This is a genomic window from Treponema bryantii NK4A124, from assembly GCF_000421345.1.
In the GTDB taxonomy this organism is placed as follows: domain Bacteria; phylum Spirochaetota; class Spirochaetia; order Treponematales; family Treponemataceae; genus Treponema_D; species Treponema_D bryantii_B.
Genome location: NZ_ATWV01000015.1, coordinates 45,212 through 63,940, shown reverse-complemented (window position 1 = coordinate 63,940; position 18,729 = coordinate 45,212). Strand labels below are relative to the sequence as shown.

Genomic DNA, 18,729 nt, shown 5'->3' with positions numbered 1-18,729 from the left:
AAACCTTATTGCTTCAAGTTTCTTTGCGTAGGCTTTCCAGTATTCTGCTTCTGTTTTGTAGTATTCAATATCCTTCTGTTCATCAATGATAGTTTTTTCGTTTTTGGTATCCACAGGCAATCCTCTGCCGTCTCTTTGTTGCAAAACCCAATACCTTACGGTATCTCGCGGCAGCCCATATTTGACTGCAAGTGTTTTGTAACCGACAACTCCTGCCTTGTATTCTGCCAAAACCTTTACTCTCAAGTCAATCGGATGTTGAAGCGTAAATCCCATTTCCTAACCTCCAAAAAGTGTCTAACTTTCTGGGGTCAGTTCAACGGTAAAGCAGGGCAGCAAGAATACCCACAATAATTCCAAGGACATACAAGCCTGTCATAATAAGGCCTCCTCGTCCGGGGAAGAAGGCAGCGGTAAAGAATGCATAAATAGGAAGCTTTGCGGTACAGCTCATAAAAGGAGTCAAAAGAATTGTCATCTTTCGGTCGCGCTCGCTAGGTAAGATTCGTGTAGACATAACTGCCGGAACCGTACAGCCAAAGCCAATCAAAAGAGGAACAATGCTGCGGCCTGACAAACCGATTTTTCTAAGCAGCGTATCCATTACAAAGGCAACGCGGGCAATGTAGCCCGAATCTTCCAGCAGCGATAAAAATAAAAAGAGGGTAACAATAACAGGCAGGAAGGAAAGCACGCTGCCTACGCCGGCGAAAATACCATCGATAATAAGGGCGTGTAAAACCTCGTTTACGCCAACTGCGCTAAGGCCAGAATCAACCAGACCTGTGAGCGCATCAATTCCCTGCTCCAGAAGCCCCTGCAAAAAGGCACCGATTACATTAAAGGTCAAAAAGAAAACGCCCGCCATAATCAGAATAAAAAGCGGAATGGCTGTGTACTTGCCGGTAAGCAGGGCGTCAATTTTTTGAGAGCGGACCCGCTCCCGGCTTTCGTGAGGCTTATGAACAGTCTGGCTGCAAACCTTACGGATGTAAGCATAGCGCATGTCTGCAATTGCGGCAGAGCGGTCGAGGCCGCGTTCATTTTCCATCTGCAGGGCAATGTGCTCAAGGGTTTCTTTTTCGTTCAGGTCCAAATCAAGCTGATGAACAATTCTCTTGTCACCTTCCAGCAGTTTACTTGCTGCAAAGCGGACCGGAATGCCGGCTTTTTCTGCGTGATCCTGAATCAAATGAATTACCGCATGCAGGGCACGGTGAACCGCACCACCGCCTGTATTTTCATCACAAAAATCCTGACGAAGAGGTTTTTCCTGAAAGTGTGCAACGTGAATAGCGTGCTTAATAAGCTCATCAACACCCTGATTTTTTGCCGCAGAAATAGGAATAACCGGAACCCCCAGCAGCTCCTCCATCTTGTTTACATCTACAGAGCCGCCGTTGCCGGTAACCTCATCCATCATATTCAAGGCAATTACCATAGGCACGTCCATCTCAAGCAGCTGCATGGTAAGGTAAAGGTTTCGTTCGATATTAGTTGCGTCTACTATATTAATAATTCCCTTAGGCTTTTCGTTTAATACAAAATTGCGTGAAATGATTTCTTCACTCGTATAAGGCGACATGGAATAAATGCCGGGCAGGTCGGTTACCAGAGTATTTGCCTGTCCGCGAATCTGTCCGTCCTTGCGGTCTACGGTTACGCCAGGGAAATTTCCCACATGCTGGTTTGAACCTGTAAGCTGATTAAAAAGGGTAGTCTTACCGCAGTTCTGATTTCCCACAAGGGCATAGGTAAGGGTAGTGCCGGCAGGAAGCGGGTCGCCGTCGTCCTTAGCGTGGAAGCGTCCGCCTTCACCAAGCCCTGGGTGCTCGGTTGCACCGCCGGTGGTTTCGATACGCCCTGACGGGCACTCAACCACCGAATTTTCTGCTTCAACTTCAATTTTCGCAGCATCATCAAGGCGCATGGTAAGCTCATAACCGCTTACATCAAACTCAACAGGGTCTCCCATAGGAGCTGTTTTAATTTTAGTAATCACCGTACCCGGAATTACACCCATATCAAGAAAGTGCTGGCGAAGCTCACCGTTTCCGCCAACCTTAGAAATGCATCCAGACTGTCCAATCTGTAAATCTTTTAATGTCATTGTTTCCCCTGTCATTCCCCGGCTTGACCGGGGAATCTATTAAAAAGATTGTCGGGTCAAGCCCGACAATGACACTTTCATAATAATGCATTTTTTGGAAAAAGAATATATAATAAAAATATGAATCAGATACAGGAAGAAATTGCAGCAGCTCTTATTCAGCTTTCAGAAAAATCCTTAATAACAGAAGCTCTTATTGCAAAAAAAATCAGAGAAAATATAAAACTTCAGGGCAAGCAGAAGGCCGGCCTTGCCTTTACAGATATAGAAGCCGCTATATTATATATAGAAGAAAACAATAATCTTCATTTTGCCCTTCATCTCAATTCAGCGAATGATATTCTTATAAAACAGGCTGATAGCGCCGTAGGCCTCGAAGGTGATGCCAGAAAACGCCGTCTTGCCAGCGAAAAGTCTATGAGCGTGCTTACAAACGGAGATGTAAAAAAGGCGAAGGAAAGCAAAAGTGGCGGCGGTAAAAATGGTCCAAAGCCACATTCCAAGCGTACAGATAAAAAGCGCCTGAATGTAAATAAAATTTATGATGATTTCGAATAAGGCTTAATAGTTTCTAATTCGACAAATTGAATTTCCTCGTGTACAATAGAATTCAAGAGGTGATTATGACACTTGCAATGATTCTTGAATTCCTGGTTGTACTGGCGGCTCTTTATGTGGGCTCGCGCTATGGAAGTCTTGCACTTGGTGCTATTTCCGGTATCGGACTTTTTATTCTGGTTTTATGTGTGGGAATGAAGCCCGGTAATCCACCTACTGATGTAATTTACATTATTATTGCGGCCATTACCTGTGCGGGAATGATGCATGCAGCGGGTGGAATGGACTGGCTCATTCAGCTGGCAGAAAAGCTTCTTCGTAAGCATCCTAACCAGATTATTTTTCTGGCTCCTCTTTGTACCTTCTTTTTAACTGTACTTGTCGGAACCGGCCACGTCGTTTATACTCTTATGCCGATTATTGCCGACATCTCCCTGAAAAAAGGAATCCGCCCTGAGCGTCCCTGCGCCGTTGCCTCAATCGCAAGTCAGGTAGGAATTACCTGTTCACCGATTTCTGCGGCTGTTGCTTCCTTTGTCGTAATTTCTGGTGCAAACAGTTTTGATGTTAATAATGTTCAGGTTGTTGCAATTACAATTCCTTCCTGTCTTTGCGGTATTCTTATGGCAGCCCTTGTTTCATACAAACGCGGAAAAGACCTGGACAAGGATCCTGAATTTCAGGCCCGCCTTGCAGATCCTGAAACTAAGGCTTATATGTATGGTTCTAATGCTTCTGTTCTGGACAAGCAGGTTTCTAAAGAGGCTAAGATTTCTGTTTTCATCTTCCTTGGAGCAATTGCGCTGATTGTCTTCTATTCTCTTATGCAGATTGCTGGACATGATATTCGTCCTCAGTATATTGCAAAACTTGCCGATGGAAGTGAAAAAGCCAGCCGCCTTGGTATGAATCTTATTATTCAGATTGTATTGATTACTGCGGCTGCTGTTATGATTATTTTTGCCAAGGCTTCTCCTAAAAAGGCTGTGAGCGGGGCAGTATGGCAGAGTGGTATGGTGGCGGTTGTTGCCATTTACGGAATTGCCTGGTTAGCCGACACTTACTTTTCAAACTATCTTCCTGTAATCGAAAGCGGCCTTAAGGGTATTGTTGAGCGCTTCCCATGGACAATTGCCTTCGCCTTTTTTGCCGTGAGTGTTCTTATTAATTCTCAGGGAGCAACGCTTGTGGCAATGCTTCCTTTGGCTTACAAACTGGGGATTCCTGGACCTGTCCTGCTTGGAGTTATGCCAAGTGTTTATGCTTACTTCTTTATTCCAAACTATCCGAGTGATATTGCTACGGTAAACTTTGACCGTTCGGGTACCACAAAAATTGGAAAGTACCTGCTCAATCACAGCTTTATGCTGCCTGGGCTTACCAGCGTAATTACTTCGACAATCGTCGGAACAATTCTTGTGAAGATTTTTTATTGATTGCTTGAAGCTGCGAAATATGATATTCTCAATGAAAACAAAGATTCCCGGGGAAAGTCCGGGAATGACACATTTTAAACAAGGAAATCACAATGAAACTCTGGCAAACCGGTGCAATTTACGAAAACGGAAAACTTAGCCCTGCGGCAGGAGCATCTGCAGACGGCGCAAAAAAAACAATCGCTTATTCAATCTTACAGAAACACAACACTAGCGGAGACGAAAGCAAGCTTAAAATCAAGTTTGATAAAATCACTTCTCACGATATTACTTATGTTGGAATCATTCAGACAGCCCGTGCATCTGGTCTTGAAAAGTTCCCTATTCCTTACGTTTTGACAAACTGCCACAACTCTCTTTGTGCTGTTGGTGGTACAATCAATGACGACGACCACATGTTCGGTTTGACCTGTGCTCAGAAATATGGCGGAGTTTATGTTCCTCCTCACCAGGCTGTTATTCACCAGTATGCCCGCGAAATGCTTGCTGAATGCGGTGCCATGATTTTGGGGTCAGACTCTCATACACGCTACGGTGCTTTGGGTACTATGGCAATCGGTGAGGGTGGTGGAGAACTCGCAAAGCAGCTCCTGGGAAAGACTTACGATGTAAACTATCCTGGAGTTGTTGCAATTTATCTGACTGGCGCTCCTGTTCCTGGCGTTGGGCCTCAGGACGTTGCCCTTGCAATCATTAAAGAAGTTTTTGCAAGCGGATTTGTAAAGAACAAGGTAATGGAATTTATTGGTCCTGGCGTTGCTAACCTTTCTGCTGATTTCCGTATCGGTGTTGATGTAATGACTACAGAAACTACCTGTCTTTCTTCTATCTGGGAAACAGACGGCAAGGTTGAAGAGTGGTATGCAATTCATGGAAGAGTGGGAGCTTATAAAGAGCTCAAGCCTGCTGCCGGCGCATATTACGACGGTGCAATCGAAATTGATTTGAGCGAAATCCGCCCAATGATTGCAATGCCATTCCACCCGTCTTGCGCTTATACAATTGAAGAAGTAAATAAAAATCTTGATGATGTTTTGACTGATGCAGAAAAGCGCGCAAAGGTAAGCTTCGGTGACAAGGTTGATTTCAATCTCCATAACAAGATTATTGACGGAAAACTTTATGTTGACCAGGGAATTATTGCCGGTTGTGCAGGTGGTGGATTTGAAAACATCTGTGCTGCTGCTGATATTCTTAAGGGTAAGGACTCAGGAAACGGCAAGTTCGTATTGAGCGTTTATCCTGCTTCTATGCCTGTTTATATGGAACTTATGAAGAACGGTGCCTTTGGTGCATTGATTGATGCCGGTGCAGTAGTAAAGACTGCCTTCTGTGGTCCATGTTTTGGTGCAGGTGATACTCCTGCTAACGGTGCCTTCTCTATCCGTCACTCTACAAGAAACTTCCCTAACCGCGAAGGTTCAAAGATTCAGAACGGCCAGCTTTCAAGCGTTGCCCTTATGGATGCACGTTCTATCGCAGCTACTGCCGCAAACAAGGGATTCCTTACAGCCGCAACAGAATTCGATACAGAGTTCAGCGGAAAGAAATATTTCTTTGACAAGGCAATTTACGAAAAACGTGTATACGATTCAAAGGGCGTTGCTCATCCGGAAGTTGAAATTCAGTTTGGTCCGAACATTAAGGATTGGCCTGCAATGAAGCCACTTTCAGATGACCTTCTCATTAAGATTGTATCTGAGATTCACGACCCTGTAACTACAACAGATGAACTTATTCCTTCAGGAGAAACTTCATCATTCCGTTCAAATCCACTCGGGCTTGCTGAGTTTACACTTAGCCGCCGCGACCCTGCGTACGTTGGACGCGCAAAGGCTGTACGTGATGGCAGTGAAGAAGTGAAGGCTGAAGTAAAGACTGCAGCGGCAGCTCTTGAAAAGTTCTCTGCAGGTTATGGTGCCCGTGCTGAGGCTGCAGGTCTTGGTTCATCAATTTTCGCTGTAAAGCCTGGTGACGGATCGGCTCGTGAACAGGCTGCTAGCTGCCAGAAGGTTCTTGGTGGCTGGGCAAACATTGCAAATGAATATGCTACAAAGCGTTACCGCTCTAACCTTATCAACTGGGGTATGCTTCCATTCTTGTACAAAGATGGAGACAAGAATCTTCCATTTGCAAACGGTGACTATGTATTTATCCCGGATGTAAAGAAGATGGTTAGCGAAAAGCTTCCGAGCTGCAAAGCATACGCTGTAAAGGCAGACGGCACTGTAAATGAGTTTGAACTCAGTACCGGAGACCTCACAGACGACGAGCGCAAAATCATCCTTGCGGGATGTTTGATTAATTTCTATCGTGGATAATGGATTCCCCGGTCAAGCCGGGGAATGACACAATTGTCATTGTCCGGCTTGACCGGACAATCTCTACAGGAGAAAGATTATGGTAGACTACACAGAAGGTTCAGGAAAACAGTATCACACAGGCGTTGGCCCTGCAGACATCGGTAAGTACGTTATCATGCCGGGCGATCCAAAGCGTTGCGAAAAAATTGCTGCACACTTTGATAATCCAAAGCTTGTTGCAGATGTTCGTGAATATACAACTTACACAGGTACTCTCGAAGGAGTTCCTGTAAGCGTAACTTCAACCGGTATCGGTGGACCTTCTGCCGCAATCGCCATAGACGAGCTTGCAAAATGCGGCGCCCACACCTTTATCCGCGTTGGAACCTGCGGTGGTATGCAGGAAGACGTAATGGGCGGCGACATTGTTATTGCTACAGGTGCTGTTCGTATGGAAGGAACTTCCCGCGAGTTTGCACCAATCGAATATCCTGCAGTTGCAAATCTGGACTGTGTAAACGCCCTTGTATCCGCCGCCCGCGACCTCAAGGCGCCGCACCACACAGGCGTTGTTCAGTGCAAGGATTCCTTCTTCGGCCAGCATGAACCAGAAGTTATGCCTGTAAGCTACGAGCTCGAAAATAAATGGCAGGCCTGGCTTCGAATGGGGTGTCTTGCATCAGAAATGGAAAGTGCGGCTCTCTTTATTGCAGGCCAGTTCCTCCGTGTCCGCGTAGGTTCCTGCTTCCTTGTAGTTGCAAACCAGGAGCGTGCTAAAAAAGGACTTCCTAACAAACAGGCTCACGATACAGAGCTTGCAATCACTGTTGGAGTAGAAGCTCTCCGCCGTCTCATTCTTGAAGACAAGAATAAATAATTACAATAATGCTCCACAATTAAGTGGGGCTTTTTTTTTGCAAGTAATATAAAATCATGTTATAATTTATGTTATGAAGAAGAAGATCGCCGTACTTGCCTGTGGCTGGTGCACTTACTTTCTTAAAGATTTTATGGAAGGAATGCAGAAGGCTGTTCAGGGAAAGAATACAGATATTTATTTATTCAATACCTACAATTATACAGAGTATTCAGGCTTTCCAAATTATACCGGTGCTTCTATATTCAATCTCATACACTATGAAGATTTTGACGGCATTGTTGTCCTTGCAGATTTAATCGGCAATGCCCGCATTCTCGAACGCGAACGTCTCAGGATTTTAAAATCTGGAAAACCGGCTATAAGCATTAATAAAAAACTGGAAGGCATTTGCTGTCTTAAAGTAGATAATTATTCGGGAACCTATGAAGCTTTAAATCATCTTATCCAAATGCATAATGTAAGGGATATTGCTTATGTATCAGGAAAGGAAGCTTCTGTAGATATTAGCGAAAGGTATAAAGCCTATACTACAGTTTTAAAAGATAATCAGATAGAGTTTGATGCAAAGAAAGTTTTTTCTATTGAATACAGCGATTATCATTGTGCCTACAGATTTTTTGCCAGCTATATAAAGGCGGGAAACACTTTCCCTCAGGCCGTTTGTTGTGCCAACGATTTAATTGGTCTGGCTCTTCTAAAAGTCTGTAATGAAAACAGAATATCAGTTCCGGAAAAAGTTAAAATAATAGGATTTGATGATATTCCAGAAGCAAAGTGTTCAAATCCTTCTCTTACAACAGTTCATAATAATGCTGAGCTTCTTGGTGCAGAGGTAATAAACCGCCTGCAGTTTGGTGTAAATCCTGCTCAAATTTTGAAGGTAAAAAGTACACCGGTTTTGCGGCAGTCCTGCGGTTGTGCAAACGTCAATACAAAGCTGCAGTCAATTCTCACTCTTAATCTTCTTGATGAAGATTACAAAAAAGAAGAGTTCAATACCCAGATAGAAGTTATTGAAGAGATTTTTGCAGAAGCGGCAGATGTTTTTACCCTGCTTACAAATATCGAAAACTTTCTTACAAAATCGCATAATTTCGAAGGTGAAAACTTCTGTATTTTTATGAAATCTGACTGGACTTCTGTACTTATCAATTCAGCAGAAAATCTTCCGCAAAACTTAAATTACGGAACTCAGGTTCAGGCCATCTGTTCCATTCAGGATAATAAAAAATACCTTCGCGAAATGATAAATACCCGCGACCTTATTCCTGCTAAGATGAAGAGCGAAGAAAGCTCGACCTTTATGTTTATGCCGATTTATCATCACTCTTATGTTCACGGTTATTATGTCGCAAAAAATAATCTGACCATGATTAATAATCGATACGGCTATATCTGGTCCCGTTCCATTGGAACAAGTATTGAGCACTTCCGCAAAAAGAACATGTTCAAGCAGATGAGCCAGCAGTATCTTAAGCTTTCTACCCGCGATGCCCTTTCTGGTGCCCTCAACAGACAGGGAATGGATAAGCTTGCAAAACCATATTATGCCCAGAACAAAAAGAATGGTCTTACTACTGTTCTCTTCTTTGTTGATATCAATAAGATGAAGCATATTAACGACCAGTTCGGCCACCTTCACGGAGACCTTGCCGTAAAAACTGTAGCCGCCGCTGTACTGGAAACCGTGCCTAGAAACTGGCTTGTTATCCGCTATGGTGGAGACGAGTTCCTGGTTGTAGGAAACAGTAAAAATTACAATGGTGAAGATTACTGCACTCAAATTAAGGAGAGACTTGCATCAAAAACTTCTGTGATGCACCTTCCATATAACCTTTCTGCCAGCGTAGGAACCTATTCCGTGCCCGCACAGTCAGATTTAACCCTCGAACAGGCTGTCGAAAACGTAGATAACATCATGTACGAGCAGAAACAGGCCTTCCATAAGGAAGATGATAAAGCTGCTGCAGAAAGCCACTGATAATTCCTTTATTTATATAGATTTGTAATATAAGTTTGGAATTTTGTTTCATTATTTAGATTGAAAAAAAAGTAATCAAGGTTTATTCTAAGTATACTAAATTCTGTATTATGGAGAAACTAATGGGTAATAATTCCTCTAAAACCTCAATCCGATTAAGTCTCATTTTGTCTCTTGGAATCGGAATGGTTCTCGTTTCTGTTATTATGACCTTTATTATTGGCCGGACAGTTTTGAGAAGTAACAAGGAACAGATTACTAAAAGTATTATTACATTAAGTGAAGCAAAAAGCATCTCGGTAGAACGCAGAATGACGGAAGTTGTAAATGCAGCGGAAGCACTTGCAGGTCTTTTAGGTGGTACCTGGGCTATTCCAGAAAAGCAGAGAGCTTCTGCGGCTGAGCAGGCGGTACGTGCTATGGTAAAATCTTCTACTATAGATTCAGCCTGGGCTTACTGGCTGCCAAATATGTTCGACCATAAGGATAAGCGCCGCGCTGATTATGATGATAACCCTTCTGGACAGTTTAAAATTCACTACATCCGCGATAGAAACGGACGTATTAAAAATGATATTGTAACAGAGTTTTCTGAAGCTCAGATAGAACAGGCTGCAAATACACCTTATTCATATATCAGTGAGCCGGTTCTTACAACTCTTGATGGTGAGTCAGTGCTTAGTGCAAAGGTTTTCAGCCAGATTCAAAACTCTCTCGGTCAGCGTTCTGGTATTGCGGGAATTGATATTGTTCTTTCCGGTCTGGATGGAATGATGGATGGAGAGTCAATTTTCCATGGAACGAAGTGCGAATTCATAACCTCCAGCGGTGCTGTTCTGGCATCTTCCGACAGTTCACAGGCTGGTAATAAATCGGCTTTCTTCCTTGATACAAATCTGAAAAATTATTTTAATCCGGTTTATATCAAGCCGGATGGCAGCCGTGCACAGGATGGCGATGATATTTCTGACTGTTATATTGATTATTCTACACAAGCCTTTTCAACAAGACTCAATAATCAGAATCTCTTTGTTACAATTGTTAAAGCTCAGGTAGACCGCTCCGGAAAATCATGGTTCTTTGTAACCACAACTCCGGAAGACGAGATAGACAAAAGTGCCTGGAAAACCATCTGGATTATTATTATAGCCTTTGCCCTGCAGATTGTTATTGTAATGATTATTGTATACGGTGTCGTTACCGGAATTACAAAGCCTCTTAAGACTACTGTAGAAGCCCTCCAGAATATCAGTGAAGGTGATGGTGATATGACAGTACGTCTGCACGCAAGACAGAATAACGAAATTGGTGCAATGTGCGAAAGCTTTAATAAGACTATGGATAAGCTTTCTGTTTCTATTAAGGATGTAAAAAATTCCAGCGTAGAAATGGATGAAATTGGAAACGAGCTTAATGAGTCTATGAATCAGACTTCGCAGGCTGTAGTAGATATTACGTCAAGTATCGAAGCAATCCAAAACCAGATGCAGGATCATGCGGCTGGTGTAGAAGAGGCTCTTTCTGTAGTAAATCAGATTGTTAAGAATATTCAGAAGCTTAATGAAAATATTGATACTCAGGCTTCGAGTGTTACTGAGTCTGCGGCTTCTATTGAACAGATGACGGCAAATATCAGAAATGTTTCTAACATTCTTGATAATAACAGAACTTCTATGAATCAGCTTGAACAGGCTTCTGAGCTTGGTCAGTCGCTCATCAACAGCATGGCTGACCTTTCTGCAAAGATTCAGGACCGTTCAAAGAACCTTCAGGAAGCTTCTTCGGTAATCCGTAATATTGCCAGCCAGACAAACCTTCTTGCCATGAATGCGGCAATTGAGGCGGCTCATGCGGGAGACAGTGGACAGGGCTTCTCTGTAGTTGCAGGTGAAATCCGTAAGCTTGCAGAGGAATCAAACTCTCAGGGTACAAAGATTCAGAATGAACTTAAGGATGTTCAGGATCTTATTAAGACTGTCACAGAGTCTACTATTCAGGTACAGAATCAGTTCAACAGCATCTTTGCACTTACAAAAACTGTAAGTGAGCAGGAGCTTATCATTGATGAAGAAATGCAGCAGCAGAATAAGGGTGGAGAGCAGGTTCTTGAGCTTATGCATGCCATTAATGATATTACGGTAAACGTAAAGAACGACTCTGATGAAATGATGGAAGGAAGCAAACAGGTTTCTTATGAAATGGACCGCATTGCAAGCATGACTACATCTGTAAATACAAATGTTAAGAACATGACCGAAAAAACAGATGCAATAGGCCAGCTTTCAAAGAAGGCCCATGAATACGTAGAAAAGAACGTAGAAAGTATTGCAAAGCTTCGTGATGCAATGAATAAGTTCAAGGTTGAATAGGACTGGAGGTAAAATATGAAAAAGAAATTTGCTTTTGTATTTTTAATGATTTTTTCAAGCATTATGCTTTTTGCTCAGGTAGATATAGAACTTCCAGAAGGAACTACAGTTCTTTTTGACGGCTTTGAAAAAGGTAATTACTGGATCTGGGCAGGCTTTGACTGGGACCAGTATGGTTCTGTAAAAAATTCAACAGGCGCAAATATTTCAAAAGAATGGGCTTCGGAAGGCTCTCATTCGCTTGAAATGACTATGGATGTTATGGATAAAAACTCTACAAAATCTGGAGTATGGTTTTATGATGGAACCAATGATCTTTCCGGTTCTAAATATATTGTCCTTGATTTTTATAATCCGGAAAACTATACCTACAACATTACCTTAGTTATTCAGGCAACAGATTCCTGGAACTGGTGCAGCCTTGCCCAGTATGATTTACCGAAAGGTAAACACACCATGGTATTTGACCTGCAAAAGTACGCAGACAGACTTCATGACGTAAGACGAATCTCTATTTACAACAACAGCTGGGATATTCTTATGAAAGAATCGCACTTCTTTGTTGATAATATTCGTCTCATAAAGTAGACTGATTTTCATTATGAAAATTAATTCGTCTCAGCTTAACTATATTCTTGAAAATACTCCGGCCGAACAGAACATTATGCTGGTTGGCCGGCACGGTATTGGAAAATCCCGTATTTTAGAAGACTTTTTCGCCGCCCGCGGTGAAAAAGTCGTTACTCTTTTTTTAGGTCAGATGAGTGACCCGGGAGATTTAATCGGCCTTCCTCACCTGGACGAAAAAACTGGCCTTACAGACTTTATGCTGCCATACTGGTTTCCTGTGGATGGCCAGCCGATTGTTTTATTTCTGGATGAATTGAACAGAGCACGTCCCGAGGTGCTGCAGACTGTTATGGACCTTACTCTAAACCGTAAGCTGGCAGGTAAATGTCTGCCTGCCGGAAGCCGTATTATAAGTGCGGTTAATGGCGGCAGCGAGTACCAGCTGACTGAACTTGACCCCGCGCTTGTGAGCCGTTTTAATATTTATGAGTTTGCGCCGAGTGTAGAGGACTGGATAAAGTGGGCGCGCGGGGTTGGCCTTGATTCCCGCATAATTGACTTTATTTCTGAAAATCCTGAATATCTTGACGGGGATTCGTCTCTTGATGATTCAGACGGCCTCAGCCGCAGTCCTGACAGGCGCAGCTGGGAACGTACTTCAAATATCATAAAAAACTTTAAGTCCCTGAGCGAAAAGGAGCTTGTTCTTGTGAGCGGAATAGTTGGCTCACAGGCGGCTTCTCTTTTCTTCCGTTTTGTAAATGATTCTTCTCTTCCTTCTGCTAAATCAATTTTGTGTTCGGAAGATGGGGATGCTGGTTTTACTTCGGGGCTTTCGACACTTTCTGTTCCCCAGCTCTGCCTGGTAAGCGAAAGTCTTTTCTCTTTTATTGAAGCTGGAGTTAACAGTGAAAGCTCTGCAGCTACATCCCTTATTGCAAAAAATCTTAATGATTATTGTGATTTTCTGCTTAATGGCAATAGAGAGGCGGCTGCTCATTTTATATCTCTTTGCTCGGTAGAAAAATATCCTGATACTTTGAACTTTATAAACGAACATTGCCAGCCTCTTTATAAAAAGCTGCTGGAAACTATTTCGGATTTATAATATGCAAAAGCTTTCCGCAAGGCTTTCAGAAATCAGCCGCAGCTGGTTTTTGACTCAGCCTTTATATTTTTCAATCCTGACTTCTCATTCTCTTGTGGAAAATAAATCTCTTTCTATTCCCATGAGAAGCGGTCAGCTGCGCATTGAATATAATCCGTCTCTGCTGGAAAAGTGCTCTGACACTCAGCTTCAGGCCTGTCTTAAAGTAGAAGCAACCCGTATTCTCCTTGGCCACCCCTATGAGCGCCAGCCTTACAATTGTAAAAAGAAGGTTCTTCTGCTGGCCAGTGATGTCGTTATTTCCCAGGTTATGGATCAGCAGACTTTAGAAGCTCTGCCTTATGAGCTGCCGGGCCTTTCTTTTCTAAAATGTAATCCCCAGCTTGGCCGCATAGATCTTATGGAAAAACTGCCCTTTGAAACCTGGTACCGCCGCCTTCTTCATCTGATAGAAAAATCTATTGCAGGCTCCGAGTCTGCGGGGCAGGGAGGAGAACTTCCTGGTCTCTTTGAGGCAGAAGAAGCCGGCGAGCTCTGGGAAGAAAATCAGGAAGCCCTTGAGAATATTAAAAATCAGATTCAAAAGGCTGATATTGATGAAGGCTGGGGAGAAAGTGGCGGCAATCTCGCACTTGAGCTGAGGGAAAGCGGAGATTTTTCCTTTGACTACAAACGTGCTCTTACCCGATTTCGGGCAAAAATAGTAAGCGCTCAGCGTCACCTTACAAGAATGAGACCAAGCCGCCGCTACGGCTTTTCTGCAATGGGAAGCCGTTACGACCGCAAGGCAAATATTCTTATTGCTGTAGATGTAAGCGGCTCTATAACAGAAGAAAGCTTTTCAAACTTTTATCATGCAATCAGTAATTTCTTTTTTCTTGGAATTATTGAAAAAATTGACCTGATTTTTTTTGATGTAAACCTTAAAAATACAAGTCCTATTACCTTCCGAGGCAGCCGCAGTAAAATCAATCTGGAAGAAATAAAAGGGCGGGGCGGAACCAGCTTTGAAGCACCCTATGAGTATTATATCCAGCATAGCAATGAATACAGCGGAATGATAATTTTTACAGATGGAGAAGGAAATCCGCCTTATAGAGTTATAAATTCTGCTAAGAATGGCCACGGCACTGTCCTCTGGATTTTAGACAGCAGACTTTCCTTTGAAAAATCCCGATACTGGATAGAAAAACTACCAGGTTCTTCTGTAACATATCTTCCTTTTTAAGTTTTTTTGTAACAAAAGGGACAGTTTTCTGTTTCTTTTGTGTTATAATTACAGCACTTTTGCTGCAAGGAGGTTCCTATGAAAAAAATTATTATGACATTTATGCTTATTTCCTTCGCATTTGCAGGGCTTTTTGCTCAGGAAGTAGATGCATTTGAATCAGAAAAAAAAGTAAAAAATAATAATGAAGTATACCTCACTGTTGGAACAGTCTCTTTTGTAGGCCTTTTCAGCGGTACCTTTCTTGCAATTGCAGACGCACTTGCAAACTATAACAATGAGGAAAAAGTTGAAAAAGAAACTTTTGCTTTTTCTTGTTCTGCAGGCTATAATCACTTTTTCTGGGATCATCTGGGCCTGGGAGCCTTTGTTTCTTATGAAAGCTTTCAGCCTCTGAACTTAATTACGCTACAGGCTAAGGTAACCGGTCAGTATGGCTGGGAACATTTTAAGATTTATCATGCTGTCAGCGGTGGTGTACTTATTGTTCCTGAGGGAGGAGTAAATCCGATATTTGATGTAACTGTACTTGGTCTTAAGGCAGATTTTGAAAGATTCAACATTTTCGTTGAAGGAAACTTTCCGTCAACTGCTATTTTGAAAGCAGGTGCATCTTTTAAGTTTTAATAGTAGAATAAAAAAATGAGCCAATTAAAGTATAGTGACAGCGAAGCAGATTTCTGGAAGGAGATTTTTGTACATTTACAGCATAAAAATATGGTGAGAACCGGTGCAGAGCGCCTTACTTTAGCTGATGTTCAGGCTGCCTTTGACCGCTTCTCGCTGGCACATCCGGAAATTGCTGCTGTTACCGATATAAAAACAGGCTCTGCCAGCTGGGAAGTACCAGTAACTTCAACTATACGCTTAAGACTTTTTATTCAGAATCAGATAAAGGCTTCCCTGCTGCAAAGGCAGGGCAAAGACTTTGTTAAAATTGCAGATGCAAAGTTTCCTTATAATCCCTTTCCGGAAATTTCAGAATTTCTTTCCCGTCGGGACCAGTATCTGCTGCAGCTGGAAGAAAGAATCGAAAAAAAGCAGAAAGATGACAGACGCTCAAAACTTGCCTGTAACTTTATAAAAGCAGCCCTGCAGAAAAAGTTTGCTTCATCGCAGCAGGTATGGCACCTTGAAGAAGCAGATTCTGCAGAAGGCGTTTTTTTCCTCATTCTCGGAATACCTCCAGAAGAAATAAAAATACACCTGACCGAAGACAACTTTATGCAGGAAATCTCAGATATAAATCCCTTGCATATTTTTGCATAAAATTGTATATTTTCTGTATATTTATGCAAAAATATGGTGGTCGAGTAAGCAAATCACACGCTTGTTGAGCTTGTCGAAATACGAAACCACCAAGAGAGGTTATATATGGCAAAAGATAAGGTCGTTTTAGCGTACTCAGGTGGACTTGATACAACAGTTATCATTCCATGGCTTAAAGAAAATTATGACTACGATGTAATCGCAGTTTGTGTCGACGTAGGACAGGGAGACGATTGGGATGCTATCAAATCACGTGCTCTTAAAACTGGTGCAAGCGCATGTTACGTTGTAGATGCACGTCAGGAATATATCGAAGAATACATCTGGCCGGCACTCAAGGCTAATGCAGTTTACGAGGATGAATATCTTCTCGGTACTTCAACTGCACGTCCTCTTATCGGAAAAATCCTTGTAGAATATGCACGTCAGGAAAAGGCAGTTGCAATCTGTCACGGTGCTACAGGTAAGGGAAATGACCAGGTTCGCTTTGAGTTTGCAATCAAGGCTTTTGCTCCAGATATCAAGGTAATTGCTGCATGGCGCGATGACAAATGGAATATGGACAGCCGTGAGGCAGAAATCAAATATCTCGAAGACCGCGGTCTCGAAGTTCCAATGAAGAAAGACCAGTCTTACTCACGCGATGAGAACATCTGGCACCTGAGCCACGAAGGTCTTGAGCTCGAGAAGACAGAGAACGAGCCAAATTACAAGCACATGCTTAAAAATACAACAGTTCCGGAGGAAGCTCCAAACGACGGTGAATATGTAACTATCGACTTTGAAAAGGGTATTCCAGTAGGACTCAACGGCAAGAAGATGAACTCTCTTGACCTTCTCAACGAGCTCAACGTAATCGGTGGCCGCAATGGTGTTGGTCTTGTAGATATCTGCGAAAACCGCTTTGTTGGTATGAAGAGCCGTGGCGTTTACGAAACACCGGGTGGAGCAATTCTTTACTTCGCTCACAGAATGATGGATCACATCTGTCTTGACCGCGAAACTTACCACTACAAGCAGCAGGTAAGCCTCCGCATGGCAGAGCTTATTTACGAAGGAAAGTGGTTCACAACTCTTATGGATTCCTGCATGGCTTTTATGGACAAGGCAGAAGAAACTGTAACTGGCTGGGCAAAGGTTAAGGTTGTGAAAGGTGCTATTCGTGGCGCTGGTTCTGGTTCTAAGTACAGCCTCTATAACGAATCAATCGCTTCATTCACAACCGGTGAACTTTACAATCATAAGGATGCTCAGGGCTTCATTACACTGGCAGGTCTTCCACTTAAGGTTCGCGCTATGATGGAGCAGAGTGTTGGTGAAGGCCAGGCAATTGCTGAAAGCAAAAATTTGAAGAAGAGACCTACTGAGTAGCGTGGTTTCGATACGATGCTACGCATCACTCAACCACCGGCGAGTAAACGGTGGTTGGAGTAGTACGGTGCTAAAGCACCTATCGTATCGAAACTACCGTTTATCTTATTTCTTTTTAAGAATTATAATAGTTATATCATCCTTCTGAGGCTCATTGCCAATGAAGGTGAGAATATCGCTTACGATGCAGTTTACCTGTGTCGTAAGCGGTCTGTCTGCATTTCTGAAAATAGATTTTAATAATCTGTCTTTTCCAAAATCATCACCATCTGCATTTGTAGCTTCCGTAGCACCATCGGTAAAGAAAATCAATTCATCTCCGCGTTTCATTTCTACAGTATGGGACACAAAATTTGTTGGAATGTCTGGAAGACCTATTGCTCCAAAGGCAGTGTTATCATCTTCAACGTAATTTGCCGAATCTTCCTGTGCACTATAATAAATCGGCATAGAGTGGCCGGCATTTATAAATTCAATCTTGTTGCCGTTCATGCGTGATACAATACCGGTAAGATAATTTTCAATATTACCTTTTTCTTTTATATAACGGATATTGATTCGGTCTATAATAGCTTTAAGTTTATCGTTGCGGCCGTTATAAAATTCCTGGAAGATGATGTTTTTTACAAGCATGGTTACAAGACCGGAAGCTATACCGTGTCCAGAAACATCAAAAATTCCTATTCCGTCAAGCTTATTGTCGGTGCTGTATATATCAAGAAAGTCTCCGGAAACGCCGGCCATAGGCTTATTGTAATAAGAAATTGCCCAGTCTTCATAAATTGTTTCATTGTGCTTAAAAAAGCTCTGCTGAACTACCTGAGCAAGACGAAGTTCATTTTCAATATTTTCCTTGTATTCGTGTTCACTTCTGTGGTGGAGGAAGTTATCCTTTTCAGTTGCCCATCTTTTAAACGAAAGAAAATAAAGAATAAGAACGAAGATTACAGAATCCATTACAATGAACATACTGTATTCTTTTGAAATATGAGGTAAAAGAGTAGCAGAAGCAATCGTTACTATTGGGGTAAAAATTGCCGGCGAAATGTCAAAAAATACAGGGAAGTTTACGGTAACGCAGGCATAAACAATCATGGAATTAAAGGTATTCTTTTCATAAAACAATATGAACATAGGGTAGACCATAAGGTATAGGAAAAGAAAATAGGTTGGAATCATTTTGATGGTTGAGCGGACAAATGTAAGTTTTTTAAGCTTTGCAGAAGCAAAAATACATAAAAAGCCAAAAACAATATATTCCCCAAAATAAATAAATCTTGGGATAACGGACATATAATTTCCCTTATTAGTTATAAGAATAGAAACCAGACCATAAATACCCAAAAGAATCAGCATTACCTGAGCCTTAAACATGGTGTTAAGATTTCTTTCAGCCATAAGAAGCTTACACTCTTCAGGAGCCTTGTATTTTTTTGTCATGTAATCGTAGAAGCGGATGAATATATTATTTTTATGTCCTTTCATATTAATCTAATAATTTTACAATGAGATTTTAATTTTTTCAACTTTCTTATTATGCTAATTA

15 protein-coding genes are annotated in these 18,729 nt (G+C 42.2%); 12 read left to right on the top strand and 3 right to left on the bottom strand.

Annotated elements, in window-relative coordinates; translation table 11 throughout:
• Both G626_RS0113255 and feoB read right to left on the bottom strand, forming a co-directional pair.
• A partial coding sequence (locus tag G626_RS0113255) for a hypothetical protein (protein ID WP_022933273.1) occupies positions 1-276 on the bottom strand: 276 nt, incomplete at its 3' end.
• Between the two features lie 40 nt (positions 277-316).
• Positions 317-2,110, bottom strand: coding sequence for a ferrous iron transport protein B (gene feoB / locus G626_RS16745; protein ID WP_022933272.1), 1,794 nt, complete (start codon positions 2,108-2,110; stop codon positions 317-319).
• A 120-nt stretch (positions 2,111-2,230) separates the two neighbouring features.
• Between feoB and G626_RS0113245 the strand changes: the two genes are divergently transcribed.
• The 12 genes from G626_RS0113245 (at position 2,231) to G626_RS0113190 (ending at position 17,183) form a co-directional block, all read left to right on the top strand.
• The gene (locus G626_RS0113245; protein WP_022933271.1) at positions 2,231-2,668 is read left to right on the top strand and encodes a hypothetical protein; all 438 of its coding nucleotides are present in this window, start codon (positions 2,231-2,233) and stop codon (positions 2,666-2,668) included.
• Between the two features lie 65 nt (positions 2,669-2,733).
• Positions 2,734-4,104, top strand: a complete 1,371-nt coding sequence (locus tag G626_RS0113240; protein ID WP_022933270.1) for an anaerobic C4-dicarboxylate transporter — start codon at positions 2,734-2,736, stop codon at positions 4,102-4,104.
• A 92-nt stretch (positions 4,105-4,196) separates the two neighbouring features.
• A complete protein-coding gene (locus G626_RS0113235; protein WP_022933269.1) occupies positions 4,197-6,425 on the top strand; it encodes a hydratase in 2,229 nt (742 codons plus the stop codon).
• 79 nt (positions 6,426-6,504) lie between these two features.
• Positions 6,505-7,284 carry a uridine phosphorylase gene (gene udp, locus G626_RS0113230; RefSeq protein WP_022933268.1) on the top strand — a complete coding sequence of 260 codons (780 nt, stop codon included), beginning with the start codon at positions 6,505-6,507 and terminating at the stop codon, positions 7,282-7,284.
• A 73-nt stretch (positions 7,285-7,357) separates the two neighbouring features.
• The gene (locus G626_RS0113225) at positions 7,358-9,268 is read left to right on the top strand and encodes a diguanylate cyclase (RefSeq protein ID WP_022933267.1); all 1,911 of its coding nucleotides are present in this window, start codon (positions 7,358-7,360) and stop codon (positions 9,266-9,268) included.
• Positions 9,269-9,378: 110 nt separating this feature from the next.
• A complete protein-coding gene (locus tag G626_RS0113220) occupies positions 9,379-11,637 on the top strand; it encodes a methyl-accepting chemotaxis protein (RefSeq protein WP_231365121.1) in 2,259 nt (752 codons plus the stop codon).
• 15 nt (positions 11,638-11,652) lie between these two features.
• A complete protein-coding gene (locus tag G626_RS0113215; protein ID WP_022933265.1) occupies positions 11,653-12,225 on the top strand; it encodes a hypothetical protein in 573 nt (190 codons plus the stop codon).
• A 13-nt stretch (positions 12,226-12,238) separates the two neighbouring features.
• Positions 12,239-13,315, top strand: coding sequence for an AAA family ATPase (locus G626_RS0113210; RefSeq protein ID WP_022933264.1), 1,077 nt, complete (start codon positions 12,239-12,241; stop codon positions 13,313-13,315).
• Position 13,316: 1 nt separating this feature from the next.
• Positions 13,317-14,543: a VWA-like domain-containing protein gene (locus tag G626_RS0113205; RefSeq protein WP_022933263.1), complete on the top strand. Its 1,227-nt coding sequence runs from the start codon at positions 13,317-13,319 to the stop codon at positions 14,541-14,543.
• A gap of 78 nt (positions 14,544-14,621) precedes the next feature.
• Positions 14,622-15,170 carry a hypothetical protein gene (locus tag G626_RS0113200; protein ID WP_022933262.1) on the top strand — a complete coding sequence of 183 codons (549 nt, stop codon included), beginning with the start codon at positions 14,622-14,624 and terminating at the stop codon, positions 15,168-15,170.
• A gap of 15 nt (positions 15,171-15,185) precedes the next feature.
• Complete coding sequence (locus tag G626_RS0113195; RefSeq protein WP_022933261.1) at positions 15,186-15,812, top strand: hypothetical protein; 627 nt, start codon at positions 15,186-15,188, stop codon at positions 15,810-15,812.
• Between the two features lie 105 nt (positions 15,813-15,917).
• Positions 15,918-17,183: an argininosuccinate synthase gene (locus G626_RS0113190; RefSeq protein ID WP_022933260.1), complete on the top strand. Its 1,266-nt coding sequence runs from the start codon at positions 15,918-15,920 to the stop codon at positions 17,181-17,183.
• Positions 17,184-17,288: 105 nt separating this feature from the next.
• On the opposite strand, the gene G626_RS0113185 is transcribed toward G626_RS0113190, so the two are convergent.
• Positions 17,289-18,668 (bottom strand): PP2C family protein-serine/threonine phosphatase, encoded by a 1,380-nt coding sequence (locus G626_RS0113185; protein WP_022933259.1) that lies wholly within the window; start codon positions 18,666-18,668, stop codon positions 17,289-17,291.
• Between the last annotated feature and the right edge of the window lie 61 nt (positions 18,669-18,729).